28 protein-coding genes and 1 pseudogene are annotated in these 22,085 nt (G+C 70.8%); 14 read left to right on the forward strand and 15 right to left on the reverse strand.

Annotated features, from left to right (window positions below):
- The first annotated feature begins 63 nt into the window (after nt 1-63).
- Together WJM95_RS33590 and WJM95_RS33595 are read left to right on the forward strand one after the other, a co-directional pair.
- The gene (locus tag WJM95_RS33590; RefSeq protein WP_339134666.1) at nt 64-648 is read left to right on the forward strand and encodes a TerD family protein; all 585 of its coding nucleotides are present in this window, start codon (nt 64-66) and stop codon (nt 646-648) included.
- Nucleotides 649-753: 105 nt separating this feature from the next.
- Nucleotides 754-1,107, forward strand: a complete 354-nt coding sequence (locus WJM95_RS33595) for a hypothetical protein (protein WP_339134668.1) — start codon at nt 754-756, stop codon at nt 1,105-1,107.
- Between the two features lie 83 nt (nt 1,108-1,190).
- Here WJM95_RS33595 and WJM95_RS33600 read toward each other — a convergent pair whose 3' ends face one another.
- Both WJM95_RS33600 and WJM95_RS33605 read right to left on the reverse strand, forming a co-directional pair.
- Complete coding sequence (locus WJM95_RS33600; RefSeq protein WP_339134670.1) at nt 1,191-1,817, reverse strand: hypothetical protein; 627 nt, start codon at nt 1,815-1,817, stop codon at nt 1,191-1,193.
- A gap of 158 nt (nt 1,818-1,975) precedes the next feature.
- A complete protein-coding gene (locus WJM95_RS33605) occupies nt 1,976-3,049 on the reverse strand; it encodes a hypothetical protein (RefSeq protein ID WP_339134672.1) in 1,074 nt (357 codons plus the stop codon).
- Between the two features lie 261 nt (nt 3,050-3,310).
- Between WJM95_RS33605 and WJM95_RS33610 the strand changes: the two genes are divergently transcribed.
- Nucleotides 3,311-4,213, forward strand: a complete 903-nt coding sequence (locus tag WJM95_RS33610; protein ID WP_339134674.1) for a hypothetical protein — start codon at nt 3,311-3,313, stop codon at nt 4,211-4,213.
- A gap of 26 nt (nt 4,214-4,239) precedes the next feature.
- Here WJM95_RS33610 and WJM95_RS33615 read toward each other — a convergent pair whose 3' ends face one another.
- Nucleotides 4,240-4,704, reverse strand: coding sequence for a GNAT family N-acetyltransferase (locus WJM95_RS33615; protein WP_339134676.1), 465 nt, complete (start codon nt 4,702-4,704; stop codon nt 4,240-4,242).
- Between the two features lie 82 nt (nt 4,705-4,786).
- Between WJM95_RS33615 and WJM95_RS33620 the strand changes: the two genes are divergently transcribed.
- A complete protein-coding gene (locus WJM95_RS33620; RefSeq protein ID WP_339134678.1) occupies nt 4,787-5,539 on the forward strand; it encodes a DUF2071 domain-containing protein in 753 nt (250 codons plus the stop codon).
- A gap of 61 nt (nt 5,540-5,600) precedes the next feature.
- On the opposite strand, the gene WJM95_RS33625 is transcribed toward WJM95_RS33620, so the two are convergent.
- The 6 genes from WJM95_RS33625 to WJM95_RS33650 all read right to left on the reverse strand — a co-directional run bounded on the left by WJM95_RS33625 (nt 5,601) and on the right by WJM95_RS33650 (nt 10,213).
- Nucleotides 5,601-6,647, reverse strand: coding sequence for a DUF6215 domain-containing protein (locus tag WJM95_RS33625; protein ID WP_339134680.1), 1,047 nt, complete (start codon nt 6,645-6,647; stop codon nt 5,601-5,603).
- Between the two features lie 161 nt (nt 6,648-6,808).
- Nucleotides 6,809-7,804 (reverse strand): zinc metalloprotease, encoded by a 996-nt coding sequence (locus WJM95_RS33630; RefSeq protein ID WP_339134682.1) that lies wholly within the window; start codon nt 7,802-7,804, stop codon nt 6,809-6,811.
- Between the two features lie 179 nt (nt 7,805-7,983).
- Complete coding sequence (locus WJM95_RS33635; protein WP_339134684.1) at nt 7,984-8,895, reverse strand: hypothetical protein; 912 nt, start codon at nt 8,893-8,895, stop codon at nt 7,984-7,986.
- 170 nt (nt 8,896-9,065) lie between these two features.
- Nucleotides 9,066-9,425, reverse strand: coding sequence for a hypothetical protein (locus tag WJM95_RS33640; RefSeq protein ID WP_339134686.1), 360 nt, complete (start codon nt 9,423-9,425; stop codon nt 9,066-9,068).
- 144 nt (nt 9,426-9,569) lie between these two features.
- The gene (locus WJM95_RS33645) at nt 9,570-9,908 is read right to left on the reverse strand and encodes a hypothetical protein (RefSeq protein ID WP_339134688.1); all 339 of its coding nucleotides are present in this window, start codon (nt 9,906-9,908) and stop codon (nt 9,570-9,572) included.
- Nucleotides 9,905-10,213 carry a hypothetical protein gene (locus WJM95_RS33650; RefSeq protein WP_339134689.1) on the reverse strand — a complete coding sequence of 103 codons (309 nt, stop codon included), beginning with the start codon at nt 10,211-10,213 and terminating at the stop codon, nt 9,905-9,907. Before WJM95_RS33650 ends, WJM95_RS33645 begins: the two co-directional genes overlap by 4 nt.
- A 144-nt stretch (nt 10,214-10,357) precedes the next feature.
- Here WJM95_RS33650 and WJM95_RS33655 point away from each other — a divergent pair, with 144 nt between their 5' ends.
- The 8 genes from WJM95_RS33655 (at nt 10,358) to WJM95_RS33690 (ending at nt 16,945) form a co-directional block, all read left to right on the forward strand.
- On the forward strand, nt 10,358-10,765 hold the full coding sequence (locus WJM95_RS33655; RefSeq protein WP_339134691.1) for a DUF3224 domain-containing protein: 408 nt from the start codon (nt 10,358-10,360) through the stop codon (nt 10,763-10,765).
- Nucleotides 10,766-10,959: 194 nt separating this feature from the next.
- Nucleotides 10,960-12,324 carry a glutamate decarboxylase gene (locus WJM95_RS33660; protein ID WP_339134693.1) on the forward strand — a complete coding sequence of 455 codons (1,365 nt, stop codon included), beginning with the start codon at nt 10,960-10,962 and terminating at the stop codon, nt 12,322-12,324.
- Nucleotides 12,325-12,434: 110 nt separating this feature from the next.
- On the forward strand, nt 12,435-12,557 hold the full coding sequence (locus WJM95_RS33665) for a hypothetical protein (RefSeq protein WP_339134695.1): 123 nt from the start codon (nt 12,435-12,437) through the stop codon (nt 12,555-12,557).
- Nucleotides 12,558-12,659: 102 nt separating this feature from the next.
- A complete protein-coding gene (locus WJM95_RS33670; RefSeq protein WP_339134697.1) occupies nt 12,660-13,523 on the forward strand; it encodes an STAS domain-containing protein in 864 nt (287 codons plus the stop codon).
- Nucleotides 13,520-13,960: an STAS domain-containing protein gene (locus WJM95_RS33675; protein WP_339134699.1), complete on the forward strand. Its 441-nt coding sequence runs from the start codon at nt 13,520-13,522 to the stop codon at nt 13,958-13,960. The genes WJM95_RS33670 and WJM95_RS33675 overlap by 4 nt, the downstream gene beginning before the upstream one ends.
- The gene (locus WJM95_RS33680) at nt 13,957-14,370 is read left to right on the forward strand and encodes an anti-sigma regulatory factor (protein WP_339134701.1); all 414 of its coding nucleotides are present in this window, start codon (nt 13,957-13,959) and stop codon (nt 14,368-14,370) included. Before WJM95_RS33675 ends, WJM95_RS33680 begins: the two co-directional genes overlap by 4 nt.
- A complete protein-coding gene (locus WJM95_RS33685; protein WP_339134703.1) occupies nt 14,367-15,584 on the forward strand; it encodes a SpoIIE family protein phosphatase in 1,218 nt (405 codons plus the stop codon). The genes WJM95_RS33680 and WJM95_RS33685 overlap by 4 nt, the downstream gene beginning before the upstream one ends.
- Entirely contained in the window at nt 15,581-16,945 is a 1,365-nt protein-coding gene (locus tag WJM95_RS33690) for a SpoIIE family protein phosphatase (RefSeq protein WP_339134705.1), read from the forward strand. Before WJM95_RS33685 ends, WJM95_RS33690 begins: the two co-directional genes overlap by 4 nt.
- Nucleotides 16,946-17,022: 77 nt before the next feature.
- On the opposite strand, the gene WJM95_RS33695 is transcribed toward WJM95_RS33690, so the two are convergent.
- Together WJM95_RS33695 and WJM95_RS33700 are read right to left on the reverse strand one after the other, a co-directional pair.
- Complete coding sequence (locus WJM95_RS33695) at nt 17,023-17,376, reverse strand: PRC-barrel domain-containing protein (protein WP_339134707.1); 354 nt, start codon at nt 17,374-17,376, stop codon at nt 17,023-17,025.
- 419 nt (nt 17,377-17,795) lie between these two features.
- Nucleotides 17,796-18,365, reverse strand: a complete 570-nt coding sequence (locus WJM95_RS33700) for an HAD domain-containing protein (protein WP_339134709.1) — start codon at nt 18,363-18,365, stop codon at nt 17,796-17,798.
- 340 nt (nt 18,366-18,705) lie between these two features.
- Here WJM95_RS33700 and WJM95_RS33705 point away from each other — a divergent pair, with 340 nt between their 5' ends.
- Complete coding sequence (locus tag WJM95_RS33705) at nt 18,706-19,143, forward strand: ester cyclase (RefSeq protein ID WP_339134711.1); 438 nt, start codon at nt 18,706-18,708, stop codon at nt 19,141-19,143.
- Nucleotides 19,144-19,398: 255 nt separating this feature from the next.
- Here WJM95_RS33705 and WJM95_RS33710 read toward each other — a convergent pair.
- Nucleotides 19,399-19,746, reverse strand: a pseudogene (locus WJM95_RS33710) (GNAT family N-acetyltransferase); the annotation flags it as partial.
- A gap of 437 nt (nt 19,747-20,183) precedes the next feature.
- Here WJM95_RS33710 and WJM95_RS33715 point away from each other — a divergent pair.
- Nucleotides 20,184-20,576, forward strand: a complete 393-nt coding sequence (locus WJM95_RS33715; RefSeq protein WP_339134713.1) for a helix-turn-helix transcriptional regulator — start codon at nt 20,184-20,186, stop codon at nt 20,574-20,576.
- Nucleotides 20,577-20,615: 39 nt separating this feature from the next.
- On the opposite strand, the gene WJM95_RS33720 is transcribed toward WJM95_RS33715, so the two are convergent.
- The 3 genes from WJM95_RS33720 to WJM95_RS33730 are packed head-to-tail and all read right to left on the reverse strand — an operon-like array spanning nt 20,616 to nt 22,014.
- The gene (locus WJM95_RS33720; protein WP_339134715.1) at nt 20,616-20,834 is read right to left on the reverse strand and encodes a hypothetical protein; all 219 of its coding nucleotides are present in this window, start codon (nt 20,832-20,834) and stop codon (nt 20,616-20,618) included.
- Nucleotides 20,835-20,869: 35 nt separating this feature from the next.
- The gene (locus tag WJM95_RS33725; protein WP_339134717.1) at nt 20,870-21,718 is read right to left on the reverse strand and encodes an IS3 family transposase; all 849 of its coding nucleotides are present in this window, start codon (nt 21,716-21,718) and stop codon (nt 20,870-20,872) included.
- Nucleotides 21,715-22,014, reverse strand: coding sequence for a helix-turn-helix domain-containing protein (locus tag WJM95_RS33730; RefSeq protein WP_339134719.1), 300 nt, complete (start codon nt 22,012-22,014; stop codon nt 21,715-21,717). Before WJM95_RS33730 ends, WJM95_RS33725 begins: the two co-directional genes overlap by 4 nt.
- Between the last annotated feature and the right edge of the window lie 71 nt (nt 22,015-22,085).

Below are 22,085 nucleotides of genomic sequence, written 5' to 3' on the forward strand. Positions count from 1 at the left end.
GAACCAACCAGGGCACAGGCACACTCTGCGTGTTGTAGTCCGGATCGGAAGGATGGCTCAGACATGATCACGCTCACCAAGGAAGACGGCCCCGCGGACCTGGACGGGGTGACCCATCTGTCCATCGGTGTGTCCTGGGACCCCACGGCCGGCAGCAGCGGCGGGGTGCTGGGCAAACTCCGCCGCAAGTCGGGCACCGATCTGGACCTGATCGCCATCGCCATGCAGGGCCGCGACCCGGTACGCCTCGCGGGCCTCGACTCCCTCGACCCCATGGGCAACGGCTCGTTGGTCCACAGCGGCGACAACCAGACCGGGCACGGCAGCGGCGACGACGAGACGGTCACCGTCGAGTTCGGCGGGATCCCGCCCCACATCACCTCGATCGTGTTCGTCGCCGCCGCGTACAAGAAGGGCAGCGCCTTCGAGAAGGCGCGCAACATCAGCTTCAAGGTGTACGACGCGACCGGCGGGAGCTCGCAGCAGGTCGCCGACATCTGGCCCAGCCTGCTCACCCAGGACAACGGCTGCGCCGTGGCCAAGGCGATCCGGACCAACACCGGCTGGAAACTCGAAGTGATCAACACGACGGGCAAGATCAAGCAGGGCGACGAGCACGCCCTGATGCGCTTCGCGGTCAGCAAGTAGCCACGCGGGCAAGGCGGTACGGGGCGGGGCCCGTGACACCTGTCATGCCAAAGGGCGGACACCGGGCACTGGGGGAGCGGGCCGCCCCGCGCCTACTTTCTTCCCATGACGAAGACAGACGGGAACGGGCAGCAGAAGACCGACGTCAAGGTGAGCCTGATCGGCGGTCACCGGCTCAAGGGTGAGACCCTGCACGAGCGCACGCTCACCGTGTCGCTCGTCGGTGGCGCCGACATCGACCTCACCGGCGTCGAGATCCCCGACGGCGCCGAACTGCGGATCACCAAGCTGAGCCTGATCGGCGGCGTCAGCCTCAAGGTCCGCCCCGACGTCGTCGTGAAGGTGCACGGCATCCGCCTCGGCGGGGTCAGTGACGCCGGCCCCATCGAGCCGGGCGGCCCGACGGTCCGCATCGACGCCTGGGGCCTGCTCGGCGGAGTCACCGTCACCCGCCGGTAGACCCACCCGGCCGGACTCCGCAGACAGCGAAACCCCGCCGCACCGGGGCCGGTTGCGCAGAGGCCCCGCACCCGGGCAAGCACTCAGTCCCGGGACGTCAGCGCCACAGCACGGGCCAGCGCATCACCGACGCGCTCCGCATGGTCCAGCAGGTGCTCGGCGGCCCAGCGGGCGGCCAGGGAAAGGAAGCCGGCGAGGTCCTCTTCCACGGCTGCCAGCAGAGGGCGGAGTTCGGCTACGGGCACGTCGATCCACTGGCCGGCGTCCGCGTCGGCATCGACGGTCAGACGGACCGTGGAGCCACGGCGTTCGGCGGAGGGCGAGGGATCGTGACCGAGCCACACGGCGGAGCCGTCACCATCGAGAACATGCCACCAGTCGCCGCGGTCTTCCAGCCCGGCGCAGCAGCCCGGCACCAGACGGGTGCCGGTGACGGTGTCGGTCACCTCCAGCCCACCCGCCGCGAACAGCGGGTCCACGGTCAGCAGCCCATGAAGGAAACCGCCCAGCGGGTCGCCGGGACGCGGCGGCCGGTCGTCCCCGGGATCGACGTCATTGCCGATGGCCAGCGCCATCACCGCGGTACCGACAGCGTCCGGCGTCAGCGTTCCGTCGAGCGCCATGAAGTCGTAGGAGGGGACATCGGAGACCGGCCACAGACCGAAGGAGTCATGGCTCGGTATCTCCAGGACGGGCCGCACAGTGATCATCCACGGATCATGCCGCACGTCTTCCGCCAGGTACGACCGTATTTCGGTCCGGCACCGCGTCCTCAACCGTGCGACGACACGGCCTGAAGCACCGGCTGGGCGACACCCGGTGTCATGACGCGGCGCTACGCGACCGGGACAGAGACGCCGCTGCGGTGTCAGCCGTGGTTCTCCCAGTCGGGGGCGAAGAAACGGGCCTCGCTGATGACGGTGTCCCCGGCCCGGGTGGCTCGTACGGACATGTTCAGCTCCTCCGGCCCCGGACCGCCGTCGCAGTGGACGAGCCAGCCCAGGCCGCGGTCCTCGATGCGCCGGACCACCTCCGCGTCGACCTCGGAGACCCTGCGGCCGATCAACGGGATGCCGTCCCATGCGACCTGGGGCCCGCTGCGCCCCCGCACGGTCACGGCCGCCAGGGTGGGAACGCCTGCCTGGGACCAGTAGTGGGCGCTCACCCCGGCCTCGTCGAACCGTTCCTCGCGCAGGTGCCACCGTCCGGCCTTCTGCCTCGACCACGGGTGCCCCCCTCGACGGCCGACCGGCACCTCACCGTGCAGCGCGGCGGCCACCTGGTGCGGGGTCATCCCGAACCGCAGCGGGCCGACCTGTTCCAGCGGCGTCCAGTCCCACCGGGGCCGGTCCCGGTCCGAAGCCACCGGCCACGAACCGGAGTTCGTCTCCACGTCACGGATGTCGTGCCACTGGACGACCGGCGCCGTCGCGTACGGGTCCTCGGCCAGCTCGGCGCAGACCAGCAGGGCATCGGTGATCACCGCGTCCCCCCGCTCCGCGTACCCGTCGGGCGACAGCCCCCGGTCCTGCGCGGCCCCCATGGACAGCCCCCAGGCCGCTACCTCGGGATCACCGCTCCAGTTCACCCGGACCGAAGCACCCACCCGCCGGGCGAGCTCGTGGATGTCCGCACGTGCCCGGGACGGAACCCGGGCGATCAGCTCGACCTCTTCCAGCCGCACCTGCGGTCCGGACAACGCGTCGACCGCCACGGCGACCAGAACGGGCCCCGGCCCGTAGATCGCGGTCACGCCCACCTCCGAGTACCGCTGCCAGCGCAGCCTGCTCTGCGAGCTCTGCGCGACAGAAGGCACCGCCCCGTCCAGCGCCGCCTTGACCTGGTCGGGGCCCATCCCGAACCGCAGCGGCCCGACCCCCGCCAGCGGGTCGAGCACCCATCGCGCCCGTTGCTCGTCCGGCTTCCTGGTCCACCAGCTCACCGACACATCACCGCGATCACTCCGAACACCCCACACCCCCCGGCACCCCAGCCGGTGATCTTGCCGGTCACCCTACGCAGACCCACCGACAACGCGATCCCCGCGCCGCGACGAGGCCCGCCTCCCCGGCTGCCGGCACCAGCACCTCCGAAGGCCACCGCTCCGGGATGACTAGCACAACGCGCCGCCACCACGGATCCTGGGAAGAGGGGCCCCGGGGTTCCTCGGGTTCTCGTGCGACAGCAGCCCGATGGGATCCTCATGTCCGATGCAGCCTCCCGAGCCGAGCGGCGGATCGCGCTGGTCCGGGACGACGTGGCCGCACGCCTGGCGCTGGCGCAGGAGTTCTACACCCACTCCTCCGAACCCCTGCGCCGCTACGGCCACGCCGAGCTGAGCTTCCTGCGCTGGTCCGCCGCACGCGGAGTCCTCGCCCCGGTCTCCGGCGAACACCCGGGCAGCCCCTGGTGGCGCTCGGTGAACGAGGGGCTCCTGCGCGACAAGGTGGAGGCGGGCCTGCTCTGCGCCGGCGCCCCGGGAGAGGCGAGCGGCAGAAGCGTCGAGTACTGGATGGACTGCGTCCGCGAACCGTCCCCCGCCGCCTGGTACCGCGCCCACAACGCCAGCATCGTCGCCGGCTACCTGCGCCACGAGGACCTGGCCGCCCCGGAATCGCAGGTGGAGCGGTTCATGATGAACGTCGCCCTGCTCCGCGTCCTGTTCACCCATGCCATGCTCGTGCGGCCCCGGCTCATGCTGGGACGGCTGGCCCCGCTCGGGCCCCGCCTGGTGAACCCCCGCCACGGGACCGTGAAGTGGTTCCTCGACCTCGGCCGGTCCTTCCCGTCGGTGTACCCCGTCACCCTGACCACCGAGGACACCATCCTCGACGAACACCCCCTGGCCCGGATGCTCGACTACGGCGTGATCGCCCCCAGACTCCCGGCGCTGTACGCGCTCGCGGCCGCCACGCTCGAAGAACCCCGCCTGATGACCCTCCTGGACGCGGGCGTGCCCGCGTACGTCTGGACCAGGGCCGAGCGCCCCCTCTGGTACGTCGGCAACACGGGCGCCCATCTGCGCCTCATCGCCCGCACGACAGGCGCACACCTGCGCTGGCCGCCCTCCCCGGCCGGCCGCCACAGGATCCCGCTGTACGGCTGAGCGACAAGCAGGGCGGGCACCCGGGCTCAGCCCAGTTCCAGCACGCCCACCGTCTGGTCCCCGCTGGTCTCTCCCGTCGGCCGGAAGCCGAGCGCCAGATAGAAGCCCGCCGGACCGTCCGCTCCCGGATGCCAGGTGGTCGTCAGCCGTGTGCCTCCCCGGCGCCGGATCTCGGCGGCCACGGACTCCACCGCGAAGCGCCCGTAGCCTCCGCCCTGCTTCTTGTCCGCGATGTTGAGACGCCAGAGCCCGGAGCGGAAGTCGGTGCCCCCGCCGGTCCAGTCGATGTCGAAGAAGGCCATCAGGAACCCGACGGCCTCGACGCCGTCGCGGATGAGCCGGGGCCACGCGACCCCTGGATGGACGTAGGCCTCGGCCAGCGACTTCACCACGGGCGCCACCAGATGCTCCTGGTCGGGGCGGACCCGCAGGCCGACAGCGGCCTCGAAGTTGTCAGGGGTGATCTCTTGCAGATACGGCGACGTCGGCATGCCCGCACTCTAGGCAGACCCCACCGCCCACCCCCTCCGGGGTACGCGATCGCCCCCGTACGCGATCTGGCACCCTGGTGAGGTGCACCCCACGCCCATCACGCCTGATGCGCCGGCCGCGGTGCGCAGCCCGCTTCTCACCCAGTGGTGGCTCGACCTCGCCTTCGTCCACTGGGCCGTCGATCCCGCGGACGTCGCCCCGCTGCTGCCGCACGGGCTCACCGCGGACACCCACGACGGGGTCACCTACGCCGGGCTCGTCGCCTTCCGGATGGAGAAGGTGGGCTGGCTCCGGCTCCCCGGGGTCCCGTACTTCGGCTCCTTCCCGGAGACCAACGTGCGCCTCTACTCGGTCGACGCCTACGGCCGCCGCGGGGTCGTCTTCCGGTCCATGTACGCCTCACGGCTCGTGCCGGTGCTCCTGGGACGCCTCGGCTTCCGGCTCCCGTACCGGTGGTCCCGCATGGACGTACGAACGGACGGCGACACCGTCACGTACAGCAGTTCCCGGCACCTGCCCCGGACCTCCCGCGCGCGGAGCCGCATCGTCGTCAGGGTCGGCCGGCCCATCGCGGAACCAACGGAGTTGGAGCACTTCCTCACGGCCCGCTGGGGCATGCACAACGCCTTCTCCCGCGGCACCGGCTACCTCGCCAACGACCATCCGCGCTGGCCGCTCCACCGCGCGGAGCTGATCAGCTGCGAGGAGAACCTCCTCACGGCGGCCGGACTCCCGGCCCCCGACGGGCCACCGGTCAGCGTCCTGTACTCGCCCGGAGTCCCCGTACGCCTCGGCAGACCCGCCGGCCTGACACCCCCGGCACCACCGGCCTGACACCGCCGGACCATGTCCCGCCGACAGGTCCGCCGGATCATCGAGTTATCGATTCATCGGCTCATCGGGCGGATCGTTCGGGGATCCTCGGAAGGACCTTCTCGGCGATGGCCAGGAGGGCGCTGTCGCCCGGCAGGGCCCCGTTCTGGCTCCACACGGTGATGTCGAAGGAGCCGCCGTGGTCCTTGCGGTCCAGGGCCACGGACAGCGTCCTGGCCAGGGGACCCTGCCCGACCGGTCCACCGGATCCGCCGCTCCCGAGATCGATCTTGATCTCCATGGTGTGGTCCGAGAAGAGGACCGCGGGCCGGCCGAGGACCTTGAGCGTCCTGATGTCCTGCTCGTTCCCGTACTTCATCAGCTTCACGTACTGATCGGTCGTCATGTCGTTGTAGGTGGCCGAGACATGCACGGTGTACGTGTCGAACGCGATCTCGGCGTCCGGTTCGGCGACCTTTCCGTCGGTCAGGGCGGCGGTGTTGTTGTTGCTGGAAACGGTGGTCGCGGTCTCTCCCGGTGTTCCCAGGAGCTCGGCCAGGTCGGGCCGGTTGAGCGCCTCGCACAGTTCCTCGCCGGTCACGGGCCGGGGCGTCCGCTGGTAGGCCTTCGGCAGCTTCTCGTGCGTTGCGTCCGAACAGGTCTCGGGCCGCGGGGTGATGTCGTCGGAGGGCATGAAGCGCGGCCCCAGCCACACGGTGGCTCCGAGCACCCCGAACAGGGCCAGGGCCGCGAAGGCCTGGGCCCACGCGTTGTGCTTCTCGGGCTCCTTCTTCTTCGCGGTGTCCGGGCCGGGCCGCGGACCGGTTCCGGCCGGAGGCTGGACCTGGACCTGGACCTGGGGCGGGGGGAGAGGCGGGGCGGCGGCGCCGACTGCCGCCCCGTCGGCGGAGGTTGCCGGCTGCGGGTTCCGGCGTGCGCGCAGAGCCCGTACCACCAGGTGAACCCGTATCGCGGTGAACACGAGAAACAGCAGGCCCAGGCCGGCCGTGACCAGATGGCCATCGCGGAAGGCGAGATACAGAAGGCGGACGCCGAGGACGGATCCGAGCACGATGAGCAGGGGCTCACGGACCCAGAACGGCAGAAGGCGCAGGAGGAAACCGAGCATCCGGCGATCTCATCAGGACAAGATCATATTCGCCATGATGGAAGCCACAGTTCCGGACATGTGCGGGGCTGTTCCTGCCGGGGGAGGCCCCGAAGCTCCGAAGCCGGGTGGCGACGCGGCGCGCGGCCGAGCGGCCGGCTCAGAGCGACCGGCTCACCGGCTCAGACCTCGATGCCCCGGTAGACGCGGAGCATCAGCTGGAGGCGCGCGATCTGACCGGGCGTGAATTCGGTCGCGCAGGAGTCGAGGCCCATGTCCATATAGTTGCGGATCGGGTCCGTTCCCTCGCTCGGACAGCTGTCGCGGTTCTCGGGACAGCCGGTGGACGCGTAGGCCTCGGCAGGGGTGTCGCTCACGTAGTCGCCGTCGGGGTCGGTGCAGCCGCCCTGGAAGGTGTGGAACAGACCCGCCCAGTGCCCGACCATGCGCACCGCGGTCTTCCCCAGGGCGCGGTCGCTCTGGTCACCGCCGGGGAGTGTTCCGGGACGCACGATGATGCCGTCCGCGACCGGGTTCTGGGCGTAGTCCCACGGGAAGGCCGCGTCGCCGAACGGGCCCCTGCCCTCGGGGCTGGTCGCGCCCAGGGAGTAGACGTTCAGGTCCGCCGGGCCGCCCTGGCGGAGCGCGCGGGCCATGTCCGAGCGGACCGGTGAGCCGGTCGGCGCGTCGAACCATCCCGGGTTCAGGGTGCGGTCGATGCCGGCCAGGGCGAACGACAGACCCGTGCCGGAGAACGCCCGGTTGAGAACGCCGATCTGCTCCTGGACGGCGGAGTCCGGGACAGAACCGCCCTGCACGGTGGCGTCCTTGCCGATCGCATGCCAGTACACGGGGATGCTCACCGGGCCGCGCCTTGTGTGCACGGGACTGCTCATTGGGCCGCGCTTCACGTGCGCGGGACTGCTCACCTGGACCCGCTTCGGGGCGGCGGCGACGGAGGAGGCGGCGGCCACGCGCCGGGAGAAGTCCCTCTCCACGGCCGCCGCGGCGGCCGGGCCGAGGACGTTCGCCGAGCCGGCCGTCCCCGCTCGCTGCGGACGGACACAGGACGCGCTCACCGCCCCGGCCGTCAGGGCGGGCACGGCGGTCGAACAGGTCGTCGCCACCACGAAGGCCAACGCCGTGCGGGACCACCACCGGCCGGAAGAACCAGACACGCCACCACTCCTCGCCTGCGCACGGACACCCGGGACCACGAACAGTGGACAGGCCAGGCCCCTCGCGGCCCGGGCCCCACGACGCGACCACGTACTCCCGGCGGCCAAGATCACTCGCACGGCCCCGACGGGCCCCGGGGCGCGCGGGTCCGCGGGCCTGGTGGCGGCGACTGCCGGGCTCAGGTGGAGGGCTGGGCGGTGGCGGTGTTGTTCTGCGGGGGGAAGCCGCCCCACTGCGGGGAGGGAGAGGGAGCGGGGGTGGTGATGGGGGCGCCCTTGGCCCAGTCGCGGTACTTCACCGAGAAGGGGTCGGAGGTGAACTTGGACAAGTAGTCCGGTTCGGTGCGGTGGAAGGGAACGGTCAGCTGCACGGACACCGGCAGGTGGTCGGGGCCGGTGGTGAGGGTGAAGGTGAGTTCCTGGCCCGGGCTCGCCTTGGCGTAGGGGCGGTAGAAGAAGCCTCCGGCCGGGTCGGAGGCCAGGGTGGCGAGGGGGACCTGGCCGGTGATGACCCGTCCGGCGTCACCGGTCTCGCGGTAGTGGTCGGCGTGCTCCACCAGCGCCGTGAGATGTTCCGGCGAGGCCAGCCAGCGCGTCTGGAGGGCGTTGTTGACGTCGAGGTTGTTCCTCGCGGCACCGGCGGCATCGCCGACGTAGGCGGTCGGCCCGTACGCGTCGGTGCCGGTGGCGGGGGAGTTGTCCGGGGTCACCCAGGCGTGGTCCCCGATCACCACGACGTCCGGGGGGAACCACGGGTCCTCGCCCGGGTCGTACCCGACATGCGTCGCGGCGGCCGTGCTGCCGCCCGAGGACATGCCGATACGGCCCTGGCCGTAGAACTGGGCGGGGTCGCTCGTATTGCGTGCCGAGATGTCGAAGGCGGCCACGGAACGGCTGGTCATCGCCCGGCCGATGGCGCGCGCGGCCCGCTGCTGCGGGGTCGTGCCCGGCGAGGCGGCGGTTCCGCCGCCCGCGCCGGCAGCCGGCGAGGTCGGTGGGGCACTCGTCCGCGTGCCAGGAGCTCCCGCCGAGCATCCGGCCACCGCGGCGGCCACGGCCACCAGGCCGATCCACACCCCTCGTCCACGCACCGCAGTTCCCCCGTCGTCCTCTGCCCACAGCACGCCCGCGCACCGGACAATGCCGGTGATACGCGGTCGAGGGGTGAACCTACCGCCCGGATGCGATGCGGGGGCGGATACCGCCGAATATGCGGCGCGACACGGGCAAATGTGCGCTCCCGGCGGCGTGCTTCTTCGTCTCAGCGGAACTCGTGGACCACCTGGATCCCGCCGACGATGTGGGCATTGAAGTCGTCCAACTCCTCCGCGGGAACCCATAGTTCGAGGATCGTCCGCCCGCCGGCCTGCTGGACGGGATACCGGCTCAGGAACTCCGAGTCGACCTCGAAGCGCGTGACGAAGCCGGCGCCGTCGTGCTTCACGTTCCAGTCCCGCGCGATCCTGACCGCGTAGTCCTCGTTGAGGACCGGGTAGAAGATCGGCTGCTCGGGCAGCCGGGGCGGCCAGGCACGCCAGTTCAACTCCCGGACCAGGTCCAGCTCCTTGGGGCCGGTGGGGCGCCACAGGGTCGTCGTCGCTCGCCGGCCGGTCATCCGCATCGCTCTCTGAGGGGAGCCCACCAGTACGGCGGGTCGGGAGCCCGGACGATACCGGCACCGTGAACCCGGCAGCCACGCAGTTTCAACACCCCGACCGGCGTGCCTCGTTGGGCCCGATAGGCCAGGTCGCCGGAGGAAGGACCTTCAGCCTTCCCTGTCTCCGGCCGGGATCAGGTGCGGGGCGCGGGCTCCGAGGATGCCGAGGACTTCTCGCAGGGCCGGGCCGTGGAGGTCCGGGAAGAAGTCCTGGTCGATCCTGTCCTCGCGGGCCCAGATGCCGGCGAGCGACTCGGCGCAGTGCTGGGCCAGGACGCTTTCGAACTGTTCCCGCCGGAGGATCTTGAAGATCTCCTGTTCGAACCAGGTTCCCGAGTGGTCCTCCAGGTCCATGGCGGCGTCGAGCTGGTCTCCCTCGGGTGCGTCAGGGGCGTTGAGGATGGCGAGCAACTGGACCGCGACGAAGTCGTCCGGCTGTGACGTCATCGACGTGACTCCCTCTCTCGAACCGGCCTTCGTTCCGTGACCGTGGCGGTCCAGCAGTCCGGTCGGTCGGACGCGCGCCAGAGGACCTCGAGCTGTCGGCGGGTCGGTTCCTCCGCCTTGTGCAGGAGGGCCGCCTGGGCGATGCCCGGCTCGGACGAGGGCGGGGGACCGGCGAGCGCGCCGTCGGCGATGCCGTCCGGTCCGGTGAAGTAGACCGCGTACCTCCATCCGTCAGGGGTCCGGTACACGACGAGGTGCGTCGGTGTCCCGAGGGTGTGCCAGAACGGCTGACGGTTGCTTGCCATGCGGCACGGTAGTGCCCCGGTCGAACTCGCCGCCCGTACGGTGCTGTTCCGTGACCGCCCGCCCCGGCGGTCTGATCACTCGGCGAGGACCGGGCCCGGCGCCGTCCGGGTCGTGATGTCAGAGGTGCCGCATACGATCCGGGGATGCGAGCTTCAGGAACGTTCAAAGTCGCCGGATTCACCCCGGCACCGGTGCCGGGACCCGCGATCGAGACGGCACTGCCCGTCGGCGTCGCCACGATGGACAAGCAGTACGAGGGCGAGATCGCCGGGCGCTCCGCCACGTTGTTCACCGCCGCGTTCGACCAGTCCAGCGGGGTGGGGACGTACGTCGCCATGGAGTCCTTCGAGGGGACGCTCCACGGCCGGGCCGGCGCCTTCAACTTCGCGCACTCCGCGACGACCCTGGGCGAGGACAGGCAGAGCGAGTTCTTCGTCATCGTGCCGACCAGCGGCACGGGCGCGCTGGCCGGGATCACCGGGACCGGCGGCATGGCCGTCGACGCGGACGGCACCCACCGCATCTGGTTCGACTACGAACTCGGCGACTAGGCCGACCGGACCGACCGACCGACCGACCGACCGGACCGGCGCGTCGCGAAGGGGCCGCCGGGGATTTCCGCGCTCGCGGGCGCGGGACTGCGCGCCGGCCGTGCCGTCCCCGGGGAGACCCGCCGCGGTGGGCGCCCGGCTGCTCTGGTGTGTCCCTCGCCCGCGGCGGGCCCCCGCGCTGCTTGAATCGCCACATGACCAAGAGTGACGATGAGGCTCTTTTCGGTAACCGGTTCCTGACCGTGCCCGCCCCCGCGGACCACTTCCCCGAGGAAGGCATGGCCGCGACGGATGCGATGAGGCTCGTGGACGTGGACCTCGCCATGGAAGGCGACCCGCAGCGCAACCTCGCCACGTTCGTCACCACCTGGATGGAGCCCGAGGCGCAGCGGCTGATCGCCGAGAACCTCCACCGCAACTTCATCGACCACGCGGAGTACCCCATCTCCGCCGAGATCGAGCAGCGCTGCGTGCGCATGCTCGCCGACCTCTTCCACGCGCCCGGCCCGACGGCCGGATGCCGGACGCAGGGATCGTCCGAGGCGATCATGCTCGGCGCGCTGTCGCTGAAGTGGAAGTGGCGCGAGCGCCGTCAGGCGGCCGGCCTGTCCACCGACCGGCCCAACCTGGTCTTCGGGGGTGACGTCCACGTCGTATGGGAGAAGTTCTGCCGGTACTTCGACGTCGAGCCGCGGATCGTGCCGCTCGCCGAGGACAAGTACACGATCGGCCCGGAGGACGTGGAGCCCCACCTCGACGAGAACACCATCGGTGTCGTCGCCGTCCTGGGCACCACGTTCACCGGCCACAAGGACGATGTCGTCGGGATCGACAAGCTCCTGCGGGACATCCGCGAGAAGCGGGACCTCGACATCCCGATCCATGTCGACGGCGCCAGCGGCGCGTTCGTGTGGCCCTTCCTCTACCCGGACTCGAAGTGGGACTTCCGGCTGGAGCAGGTGCGGTCCATCAACGTCTCGGGGCACAAGTACGGCCTGGTCTACCCCGGCATCGGATGGCTGGTCTTCCGCGAGGAGTCCGACCTGGCCAAGGACCTCGTGTTCTACGAGAACTACCTGGGCAAGACCGACGCGACGTTCACGCTGAACTTCTCCACCGGCGCGTCGATGGTGCTCGCGCAGTACTACAACTTCGTACGGCTGGGCCGTCAGGGCTACACCTACGTCATGAAGATGATGCAGCAGAACGCCCACGCCCTGGCGGACAACCTGCGCGACAGCGGCCGCTTCGAGGTGATCGGCGCCGACCTCGAACAACTGCCGCTGGTCGCCTTCCGCCTGGCCGGCGAGCACGCCTACGACGAGTCCGACATCGCCTGGCAGCTCTCGGCCGAACGGGGCTGGATGGTGCCGGCCTACACGCTCCCGCCCAACGCGGAGCGGGTGAAGATCATGCGCGCCCTGGTCAAGGAGACCATGAGCCGCGAGCAGATCGACCAACTGGGCCGCGACATCGCCGACGCCTGCCGCACCCTGGACGCCAAGGGCGCGACCCACACGACCGAACGGACCCAGGTCAAGCGCGGCACCGGCTACTGACCCCGCCCTGCCGCAGCGCCGGCAGCCGCGGAACGCGGGCCCGGTGTCCCCGGACGGCTCAGGCCGGGGCCACCGGGCCTGTCGGCGCGCCGGCGGAACCCGGCGCCGAGGTGTTCATCCGGATCGCCGCGTACGCGGGGGCCGCGCGCGCCTTCGAGGGCTACCGGATCGCCTCGCAGGTCTTCGCCGAGGCCGCACAGGACCAGGGACCCGGTGCGACGGCAGGCGTCTGAGGGGATTTCAGGTGTCGGACATCACTGTTTTGGTACAGAGTCCGCAGGTCACTCGGATGGCCTAGTGTTCCCGATGGGCCGTCTGGTCTCTTGCGAAGAAGGATGTGCTCTGTGACTGGTGAGGGCGTTTCAGATCGTCTGGTCGGCTTGCTCACGGTTCGCGGTGAAGACCTCGGCGCCGAATGGGCGGACAAGGTCACAGGCTCCCTGGGCGGCCGGGTGAGCCGCGCCGAGGTCCAGCGGGAACTCCAGGAGATCTACACGGCCCTGGTGGCGGCCCTCGCCGACGGCAGTCTGGACGGACGCGGGGAGGCGTTCGGCGAGGTCCGCGCCCTTTTGACCGAACTCTCGCGCAACCGCGCCCACCAGGGCTTCACCCCCACCGAGACCGCGGTGAGCGTGTTCGCCCTCAAGGAGGTCCTGGAGCCGGCCGTGTCCGGCGACGGGGGCGACCTTCAGGCGTACCTGAGGTTCTCCGCGCTGCTGGACACTCTGGGCCTGTTCACGATCGAGGTCTACACCCGTACACGCGAGGAGCTGATATCGGCGCAGGCCGAGCAGCTGCTGGAGCTGTCCACGCCGGTCGTGAAGCTGTGGGACGGGGTGATCGGTGTCCCGCTGGTCGGGACCCTGGACTCGGCCCGCACGATGGTGGTGATGGAGAAGATGCTCCAGGCCCTCATCGACACGGGGGCCGAGCAGGCCATCATCGACATCACCGGTGTGCCGGCGGTGGACACCGAGGTCGCCCAGCACCTGCTGAAGACCGTGGTGGCGGCCCGGCTGATGGGCGCCGAGTGCACCATCTCCGGTATCCGCCCGCAGATCGCCCAGACGATCGTGGCGCTGGGCATCAACTTCGGCGACATCGTCACCAAGGCCACCCTGGCCGACGCCCTGCGGCACGCGCTGCGCCGCTCCGGTGTCACGTTCTCGCGCACGGCGCCGCAAGCCGGTGCCCGGTGACCGAACGGGTTCCGGTCCTGCAAATCGGGCAGGTCCTGCTGGTGTCGATCCAGACGGACCTGGACGATCAGTCGGTGATGCTGCTTCAGGACGACCTGGCGGCCAGGGTCGTCGAGACGGGCGCCTACGGGGTGGTCATCGACATCACCGCGGTGGACATCGTGGACTCCTTCGTGGGCCGGATGCTGGCGACCATCGCGTCGATATCACGTCTGCTGGACGCACAGACCGTCGTGGTCGGGATGCGCCCGGCCGTCGCCATCACCCTGGTCGAACTCGGCCTGTCCCTGGGCGGCGTACGGACCGCACTGACCCTGGACAAGGGACTGCGCCTGCTGGAACAGGCCCGCGCCCAGTCCCTCGGGGAGTCCGAACCCGACGCCACGGCCGGCCCCGGTGCCGACGGCATCGTGCCGGATGCTGCGGCAGGCCTGTGAACGGGGCCTCCAGCGCCTCGGAGTCGCTGGAGATCACGGCCAACGCGGGCGTGGTGCAGGCGCGCCAGCGGGTGCGCGCCCTGGCACAGGAATGCCGCTTCTCCCTGGTCGAGCAGACGAAACTGATCACCGCCGCGAGTGAACTGGCCCGCAACACCCTCATCCACGGAGGCGGCGGCACCATGACCGCCGGCCTGGTGGAGGAACGCGGCCGGCGCGGTGTGCGCCTGGTCTTCAGCGACCGGGGACCGGGCATCCCCGACGTGGACCTGGCCCTGACCGACGGCTGGACCTCGGGCGCCGGCATGGGCCTTGGGCTCTCCGGCTCCAAACGACTGGTCGACGACTTCGTCCTGGAGACCACTCCCGGACAGGGGACCACGGTGACCGTCACCAAGTGGGCCCGATGATGGACACGGAGGCTGTGCGGCTGTTGGACTGCGAGGACGTGGCCTGGTTCCGTGACCAGCCGGAAGCCGCCCGCGGCGCGGCCGCCGCGCTGGGCCGGCGGATCGGCCTGGGAGAGCAGCGCAGTTCCCAGCTCGTGCTGGCGGTGGCCGAACTGGCGGGCAACATCGCCAAGCACGCCGTCGACGGCTCCCTGCTCCTGCGCGTGGTGCGCAACGAGGCCGTCGCCGGGGTGGAGGTGCTGGCCGTGGACGGCGGCCCGGGAATCGCCGACGTCCCGGCGGCCCTCGAGGACGGCATGTCGACCACCGGGACCCTCGGTATCGGCCTCGGCGCGGTCGGACGCCTGGCCGACTCCTTCCACATCCACTCCCAGCCCGGCCTGGGAACCGTGCAACTCGCCCGTTTCTGGCCGCGTCCCGCCCACCCCTCGACCGCCGGGGAACCCGCCGTGGGCGGCGTCACCCGGCCGATCGGCGGCGAGCAGGTCTGCGGCGACGCCTGGGCCGCCCGTAAGGACACCGGCGAGCAGCCGCCCGCGCCGCACCCCGGGAACGCGGCCGCCCCGCCCGCATCCGGCCTCACCAGCTGGTCCGCCCTGACCGGCACCCGCCCGCTCCCGCCCCACCCGCGGACAGCCACCGCACCGGGATCCTCCGCCCGCCCCGCCCGCCCCGGCCGTCCCACGGCGGTGCGCGCCGCCGTCGCCGGACCCGGCACCGGCGTACTGGTCATGTCCTGCGACGGGCTGGGCCACGGCCCGATGGCCGCCGTGGCCGCCCAGGCCGCCGTCCACGCCTTCAGGACAGGCACCGCCCGCACCCCGGAACAAGCCGTGGAGCACATACACCGCGCCCTGCGCGGAACACGCGGCGCGGCGGTGGCCGTGGCCCGCCTGGAGCCGGACGGCCGCCTGCTGTTCTGCGGCGTCGGGAACATCACCGCCGCCCTGGTCACCCGCACCAGCCGCAGCACGCTGCTCTCCCACCCGGGCATCGTCGGCCACCAGATGCACCAACTGCGCACCTACGAACACCACTTGCCTCGGCACGGGATCCTGGTGATGCACTCCGACGGCCTCAGCGAACGCTGGACCCACAGCGACCTGGCGGGCCTGCTCCACCACCCGCCGTCCCTGATCGCCGCCGCGCTGATGCGCCAGGCCGGGACCCGCCGTGACGACGCCAGCGCGGTGATCGCCCAGGCGGCACGGTGAACGTACCCGCCCCGCGCGCCACCGCCGGCGTCAGCGCCCTGCTGGTGACACCGCTGAGCACCGAACACGACATCTTCGCCCTGCGCCGCCACGCCAAGACCATCGCCTCGGCCGTCGGCCTGGACGACCGCGACCAGGTGCGCCTGGCCACCGCGGTCAGCGAGCTGGGACGCGACCTGCTGCGCCCCGCCGCGATGACCGCCGTGTTCAGCCTCCAGCACGAGCCGGCCGCGCTGCGCACCCTCCTGCAATGGCGCGACGGCCGCGCCCCCAGCGGCGAGTCGCTGACCGCCGTCACCCGGCTGCTTCCGCAGACCCGCCACGAACCGGCCCCCGGCCGCCCGGACCACTTCGACGGCGGCCGGATAGAGATCGTCTGCCCCATCCCCGAGCTCGCCGCCCGCGACCTGAAGGTGGAACAGGTCCTCGCCCTCCTGGAGTCGGACGGCCCCGCCAGCGCGATCGACGACCTCCAGGCACAGTCCCGCGACCTGATCGACGCACTCCAGGAAGCCCACGCCCAACGCGACGAACTCGAACGTCTCAACGAGGAACTCACCGAGACCAACGCCGGGGTGATGGCCCTCTACGCGGAACTGACCGTCGAACACAAGGACGTCGTCGAACGCTTCGGGCAGGAACACGAACTCGCCCTGGCCCTCCAGCGCACCTTCCTGCCCGCGGGCCTGCCCCAGAGCCCCGGGGCCGAACTCGCCGTGCGCTACCTCCCCGCCGCCGCCACGACCGAGATCGGCGGGGACTTCTACGAAGCCGTCACCACCGCGCAGGGACTGCTCCTGGCCGTCGGGGACGTCGTCGGCCACTCGCTCCAGGCCGCCATGGTCATGGGCGAGATCCGCCACGCCCTGCGCGCCTACGCCGCGCAGAACCTCCCCCCGCACGTCCTGCTGCAACACCTGGACCATCTCCTTGGCCTGCACCAGCCGGGATGGACCGCCACCGTGTGCATCGTCCTGGTCGACGCCGACCGTACGCGCCTGCACGTCGCCAACGCCGGCCACCTGCCGCCCCTGCTCCTGGAGCCCGGAAAGACACCGCGCTATCTGAGGGAACACGGCCCGCTGCTGGGGCTGGGCCTGCCGCAGCCCGTGGCCGTCAGCCATCGCCTCGCACCGGGCAGCCGGCTCGTCATGATCACCGACGGGCTCGTCGAGACCCGCGACACCGACCTCGGCGAGCGCCTCGAACTCCTGAGCACCGTCGTGGCACAAGGGCCCGACGAGCCGGAGCCGTTGTGCGCCCACCTGGTGGACGCCTTCGGCGAGGACCCCAGCGACGACATCATCGTCTTCGCCGCCCGCCTCCATCCGCCCCGCACCCCGGTCTCCGGCTCCGTCTGACCGAAAGCCGCCGCCGGCCCGGGGACCGACCCGTCGCTGCGCGGACGGTACGACAGATGGGGGCGGGTGCGCCGAGGTCAGAACGTGCGCAGGCCGGTGTAGTAGCCGCCGACCCGCTCGTGATAGTCGGCGTCGCCGACGTGCTGCTCCTGGACGAACTCGGGGGAGTTCTTGATCTGGTCCTTGGAGAGCGCGACGTGGATCTTCTGCTCGTCCCGGTCGACCGACCGCACGGTGCCGGCCGGAAGCAGGACCTGCTTGCCGAAGATCCACACGCCGGTGTCGACGACGAGATAGGAGGAGTCGACCTCGTCCGAGTGCTTGTCGACCTTCCCGATGCTGCCGTCGGTGGCCTCGACCTTGAATCCGATCAGGTCGGTGCCCGCGATGTGGCCGGTGGCCGGCTGGTAGCCCCAGATGCTGTCACTCATAAGAAAGACTCCCTCGTCGAAATCCTCTGCAATCCGCAGCCGAACTGCGAAATCCATCGAGGCGCCACCGGGTTCGGTGATCTCGTCCTCGCGGAGTCGGGTTCCCGGGCCGCGGGTCCCCACACATCGACGATCCGCGGAAAGGCCCGGACGGCCGGATCAGGGCGTGACGACGGCGAAGTCCGGGCCGGGCGCCCCGAGATGACCGAGCAACTCGGCAAGACACCCGACGCGGCCGCTGACCTCGACCCCGTCATGGGCGGCCGGCGCGGCGGGGCAGGGCGCCGAGCAGCAGGGCGCGCAGGCCGTCCTCGGCGAGAGCGATGCCCACGTCCGGACCGGCCGCGGGAGCCCGGTTCAGCATGAACAGCGTCTGATCGTACGGACAGGCGTCCGCCCGGCCGGCGGCTGCGCGCGGTTCAGTTCCCGCCGAACGGGCCGCCGTCCAGGGGCTGTCGGTCCTTCGCCTCGAACAGCTGCCGCAGCCACGCGGTGAGAGCCGCGTAGTCGTCATCGGTGAGACCGCGGCGGGCGTCGACCCGGTGGACCAGGGCGTGTCGTCCGTGGTGGGCGGCGACCCAGGCCCGATCCGTCTCCGTGACCTCGTCGTCGACCCATACGAACGGCTCTCCCGCCGCCCACTCGACCAGGGCGCGCGTCTTCCAGTGCAGCCCGTCGCGTTCGTCCCTGTCGTCGGTCTCCGACGGCTCCGGCCAGTCGACCACGGCGAGCCGCGGAAGACCGAGCAGCGGAGCGATGCACTCGTTCGCTTCGTCCATCCACGTCGTGGCCCAGACCACCTCACAGCCGAGCGCGCCCAGCCTGGCCCCGTGCCGGGGATCGATCCTGGCCAGAAGCGGATTCGCCGCCGCCCCCGGCAGACCGGGAGCGAGCGGATACGTCGGATACCGCCCCGGCTCCCCGCCGAACGGGATCAGCGGTCCGTCGACATCGAGGAACAGCAGCGGAAGCCGCACAGAGCCAGTCACAGCAGCCCACGATAGATCCGGCCCGCGCTCGGCGGCCGGCTGGAGAGACGGCCATGCGCAGGCCCCCGGACGGCAGCGGCCCTCACCGCTGCGGTGGCCCGGCGTACTCCTCGCGGCTCCCCTCGCGTCGATCACCGTGGCCCGGCCGGCGCCCCCGGCACCCGCCGGCGCCAGTGCTCCGCCCGCCGCCCAGGTGAAGCACCGGACCGCGCGACCCACCGATGCCGGGCTCCGCCTGCCCGAAACCCCGGCAGGCCCGGTGGCGGGCCATCGCGATGCAGCGGAGCGAACAGGCGGGGCGCCCGGTTTGTGCCAGGTTGTGCACGGCGAGACTGAGGCCATGAGCACCCCGGACACCACCCTCGCCGAGAACAAGGACCTTGTACGCGCGTTTATCGATGCGCTGTTCACCAAGGGCGATCTCGGCGCGGTCGACAAGTACCTCTCCGAGGACTTCGTCGACCACGACCCCCCGTTCAACGCGCCCGGCGACCGTGAAGGCCTCCGCGCCGCCGGCGCGCTGTTCCGGGAGGTGTGTCCCGACTGGCACAGCGAGCCGCAGCTGATGATCGCCGAGGGCGACCTGGTCGTCGAGCACTTCACCGCCGGCGGGACGCAGCGCGGTGAACTGTTCGGGGTACCGGCCCCGGCCGGAGGCCACCCCCTGACCCTGCGCGGAACCAACATCTTCAGGATCCGGGACGGACGCATCGTCGAGAAGTGGGGCCGGCCCGACGAACTCGGCATCATGCGCCAGCTGGGGATCGTCCCGTCGTAGACGGGGTGCGGAAGCCGCTGCGCACGGTGTCACCGCGGCGGCGTCTTCGTGGATCGGTGACGGCCCCCAAGATCCGTGAACGCGAGCCGGGCCGACGGCCGTCCGGCTCAGGACAGCGGCTTGTGCATCACGACGCAGGGCCGGTTGAACTGGAGGTCGGGGCGGCGGTCGATCTCCTGCCAGCCGAGGGAAACTCCAGAAGGCGAAGGCCGAGGGGTTGTTCCCTAGGACCGCGATCCTGAGGCCGTCCCGACCCTGGCGCCGGAACCGCTCCTCGACGGCCGCCACGAGCAGTCGGCCGACGCCTTTGCGGCGCTGGTCCCCGTGCACGATCAGCAGCCCGATCCAGGGATACCCGTCCTTGGGATGCCGGTCCAGCAGACAGACCAGGCCGACCGTCCGGCCCCCGGCGTCACGGGCGAGCAGGACATGACCGCCCTCGCTCCCGGCCTCCTCGCGCAGATCGGCCTCGACCCGCCCGGCCGCGATGTGCTCGGGGTCGTACTCACCGCTGGCCCGGCAGTACTCGGGGTTGCTCGCGTAGATGCCGACGGCTTCGGCGATCTCGTCCGGCGTGAATCCCATCGGCGTGAGAGTCGGCATGATCACGGAGCAAGGGTAGCCAGGCCCGCCCCGGCAGGAGCCGGGGCTGGGAGTCGGACGCTCTCGCCCGGAGAGGTGAACACTTGAGTAAACGGTGCTCACCGCCGCGCAGAGGGCGCACGCTTTGGAGCGGATGGCCAGGCACCGGCCATCCGGGCATAAACCGCCTCAAATCAGTGTGCGGCAATTGCCACCGGCCATGAGAGAAACGCAATTATCTATCCTGCTGCCGTCTTCCTCCGGTTCGCCGGTGATCCGGGCGAAAGCCCTGGTTCGCGCTGCGCCGATCAGGCCGGTACGGTCCCAATGAGTCGACCGGCGCGGCGTTTTAACCGTTCCGGCGGAGAGAAGGGATGGGGAGGACGATCATTGATCCGATTCGTTTAAACTCACTGGCAACGAGGCGGGAAGCGACATCCAAGCAGGAGACACCAGCCGTGCCGAACCCACTGCAAGTACTGATCAAGCACCAACTTGAACAGCGCGGTTGGTCGTACAGTGACGTGGCGCGCGGCGGGGGCATTTCACGCTCCACCGTCCATCATCTGGCGACGTCGGAGCGGCTGGCCCAGATGCCGCAGCAGAGCACGCTCGAGGGGCTGGCCAAGGGCCTTGGCATCCCCGTGGCCCCGGTGCACCGGGCCGCCGCCGAGGCGTGCGGGGTCAACCTCTACCGCGAGGACACGCTCGCGGCCGGAGACCCCGAGGTCGAGATCCTGATCGCCAGCGTCCAGAAACTCAGCCCTGTCGACCGTAAGCACGTTTCCGCGCTGGTGGAATCCCTTCTGCGCACCGCCGCATCGGAGGAAGAGGCTCGTCCCAGCCACTAGACGGCCGGGACAGGGTGTTTGCCGCGCCGGGTGCCGCGGTCAGAAACTTCGTGAACTCGCCGCCCTGAGCCATGAGATCACCGTGGCGACCGTCTGGTAGTCGAGCTCGGCGATCCGGGTGGTCGCCCCCGCCTCGCGCAGCCACGGGGGGACGCAGGCCGCGTCCATGGCGCAGTGGAGCAGGACTTCATGGGCCCGGGTGGCGGGCAGGTCCTCGCCCACTTTCAGGTCACCTCCGAGGGACGGCGCGATGGGCAAGGGGGGAGTCTCCTGGGTTCTCTGCATATCCTCTTTCACGATTGCGCAAGCCGTCTCGCCTCCGGGATTTCCGGTACCGATGGCGTCGAGTAAAGGAAAAATCTTCTGAGGCCATCCGTTCCGCACGCGCACGATTCGTCGAATCGGCATTCGTGCGATGTGAAGGTTTCGAGAAGACGCTTCAGTTCCTCCTCGAGGATCCAGGGACTGTTCCAGGTCTTCCGGGGAGGAAGGTGGTGGTCGACCGTCCTCCAGAAGCGGTCCACCGAGGCCTGGACGTGCCGGTCGGAGACGGGAGCGGATTCCGGCGACAGCGCGAGCGCCCGTACGCGCTCGGTGAACGCGTAGGTGGTCCACCGGGTGTGCTGGTCCCGGACGGCCGGAGGCCGTGCGCCGTCCCCGGTGAGAGCGGTGTTCAGCGCCCTGCGCACCAGCTCGTGGGTCGCCGTCCGCTCCGTGCTCCAGCCCATGAGCCGACGCCGGTCGACGTCGAGGACCACGGCGCAGTAGACGGTGCCCGTCGGTGTGGGGTGTGCTCTGGCGTCCGTGACCCACAGGTGCCGCGGGCTCTGGCCGCCGGGAGCCTGCGGTGCCGTCCAACGGGAGCGGCCGGTCTGCCCCTTGATGCCGGCCTGCCGCATGAGCAGTTCCACGGTCCCGCGGCTGACGCCGACGCCGTAGCGCTCCTGCAACTCGTGGTGAATGCGGCGGGAGCCGTACGCGGCCCTGGAGGACTGGTGGATGGAGACGATGAGTTCGGTCAGCCGGGCATGGCGCTGGAGCCGGTCCGAGGGAGCACGCCGGCGCCAGGCGTAGTACCCGGATTCGGAGACCCGCAGGAGCGTGGCCGTCGACCGGACCGGATGTCCTTCCGCCGCCATCATCTGGATGGCCTCGAACCGCCTTTTGGGGGCACCACATCGTTCAGCAGCTCGGTCAGGCGCCGGTGGGTGAGCAGTTCGCTCTCCAGTTGCGCGATACGGGCCCGGGCGGCGCTCAGTTCCGAGGACGCCTGCCCGCCCGTGAACTGATGGGCAGTCAGGTGTGCGTAGGCGTGGCGCCATCGGTACACGGTGGGCCTGCTGAGGTGCAGTTCGGCTGCGACGTCCTTGACGGACCGGCCCTCGGCCAGCAGGTCCAGGGCTCGGTTGTGCAGCGAAGAGGGATGCTGTCTGGGCATGGTCCTTCAGGTTTCAGGCCCGGGGATGCCCGCCGGCCCGGCTCGGTGGTCCGGGCCGGCGGGGCGCTCGG

The sequence above is a fragment of the Streptomyces sp. f51 genome, assembly GCF_037940415.1.
Classification (GTDB): Bacteria; Actinomycetota; Actinomycetes; order Streptomycetales; family Streptomycetaceae; genus Streptomyces.

What these genes read in the sequence shown, in the direction of transcription:
- WJM95_RS33590 (WP_339134666.1), top strand. Translation starts at nt 64, where the DNA reads ATGATCACGCTCACCAAGGAAGACGGCCCCGCGGACCTGGACGGGGTG.
- WJM95_RS33595 (WP_339134668.1), top strand. Translation starts at nt 754, where the DNA reads ATGACGAAGACAGACGGGAACGGGCAGCAGAAGACCGACGTCAAGGTG.
- WJM95_RS33600 (WP_339134670.1), bottom strand. Translation starts at nt 1,817, where the DNA reads ATGATCACTGTGCGGCCCGTCCTGGAGATACCGAGCCATGACTCCTTC.
- WJM95_RS33610 (WP_339134674.1), top strand. Translation starts at nt 3,311, where the DNA reads ATGTCCGATGCAGCCTCCCGAGCCGAGCGGCGGATCGCGCTGGTCCGG.
- WJM95_RS33615 (WP_339134676.1), bottom strand. Translation starts at nt 4,704, where the DNA reads ATGCCGACGTCGCCGTATCTGCAAGAGATCACCCCTGACAACTTCGAG.
- WJM95_RS33625 (WP_339134680.1), bottom strand. Translation starts at nt 6,647, where the DNA reads ATGCTCGGTTTCCTCCTGCGCCTTCTGCCGTTCTGGGTCCGTGAGCCC.
- WJM95_RS33640 (WP_339134686.1), bottom strand. Translation starts at nt 9,425, where the DNA reads ATGCGGATGACCGGCCGGCGAGCGACGACGACCCTGTGGCGCCCCACC.
- WJM95_RS33645 (WP_339134688.1), bottom strand. Translation starts at nt 9,908, where the DNA reads ATGACGTCACAGCCGGACGACTTCGTCGCGGTCCAGTTGCTCGCCATC.
- WJM95_RS33650 (WP_339134689.1), bottom strand. Translation starts at nt 10,213, where the DNA reads ATGGCAAGCAACCGTCAGCCGTTCTGGCACACCCTCGGGACACCGACG.
- WJM95_RS33655 (WP_339134691.1), top strand. Translation starts at nt 10,358, where the DNA reads ATGCGAGCTTCAGGAACGTTCAAAGTCGCCGGATTCACCCCGGCACCG.
- WJM95_RS33660 (WP_339134693.1), top strand. Translation starts at nt 10,960, where the DNA reads ATGACCAAGAGTGACGATGAGGCTCTTTTCGGTAACCGGTTCCTGACC.
- WJM95_RS33670 (WP_339134697.1), top strand. Translation starts at nt 12,660, where the DNA reads ATGTGCTCTGTGACTGGTGAGGGCGTTTCAGATCGTCTGGTCGGCTTG.
- WJM95_RS33685 (WP_339134703.1), top strand. Translation starts at nt 14,367, where the DNA reads ATGATGGACACGGAGGCTGTGCGGCTGTTGGACTGCGAGGACGTGGCC.
- WJM95_RS33695 (WP_339134707.1), bottom strand. Translation starts at nt 17,376, where the DNA reads ATGAGTGACAGCATCTGGGGCTACCAGCCGGCCACCGGCCACATCGCG.
- WJM95_RS33705 (WP_339134711.1), top strand. Translation starts at nt 18,706, where the DNA reads ATGAGCACCCCGGACACCACCCTCGCCGAGAACAAGGACCTTGTACGC.
- WJM95_RS33725 (WP_339134717.1), bottom strand. Translation starts at nt 21,718, where the DNA reads ATGATGGCGGCGGAAGGACATCCGGTCCGGTCGACGGCCACGCTCCTG.
- WJM95_RS33730 (WP_339134719.1), bottom strand. Translation starts at nt 22,014, where the DNA reads ATGCCCAGACAGCATCCCTCTTCGCTGCACAACCGAGCCCTGGACCTG.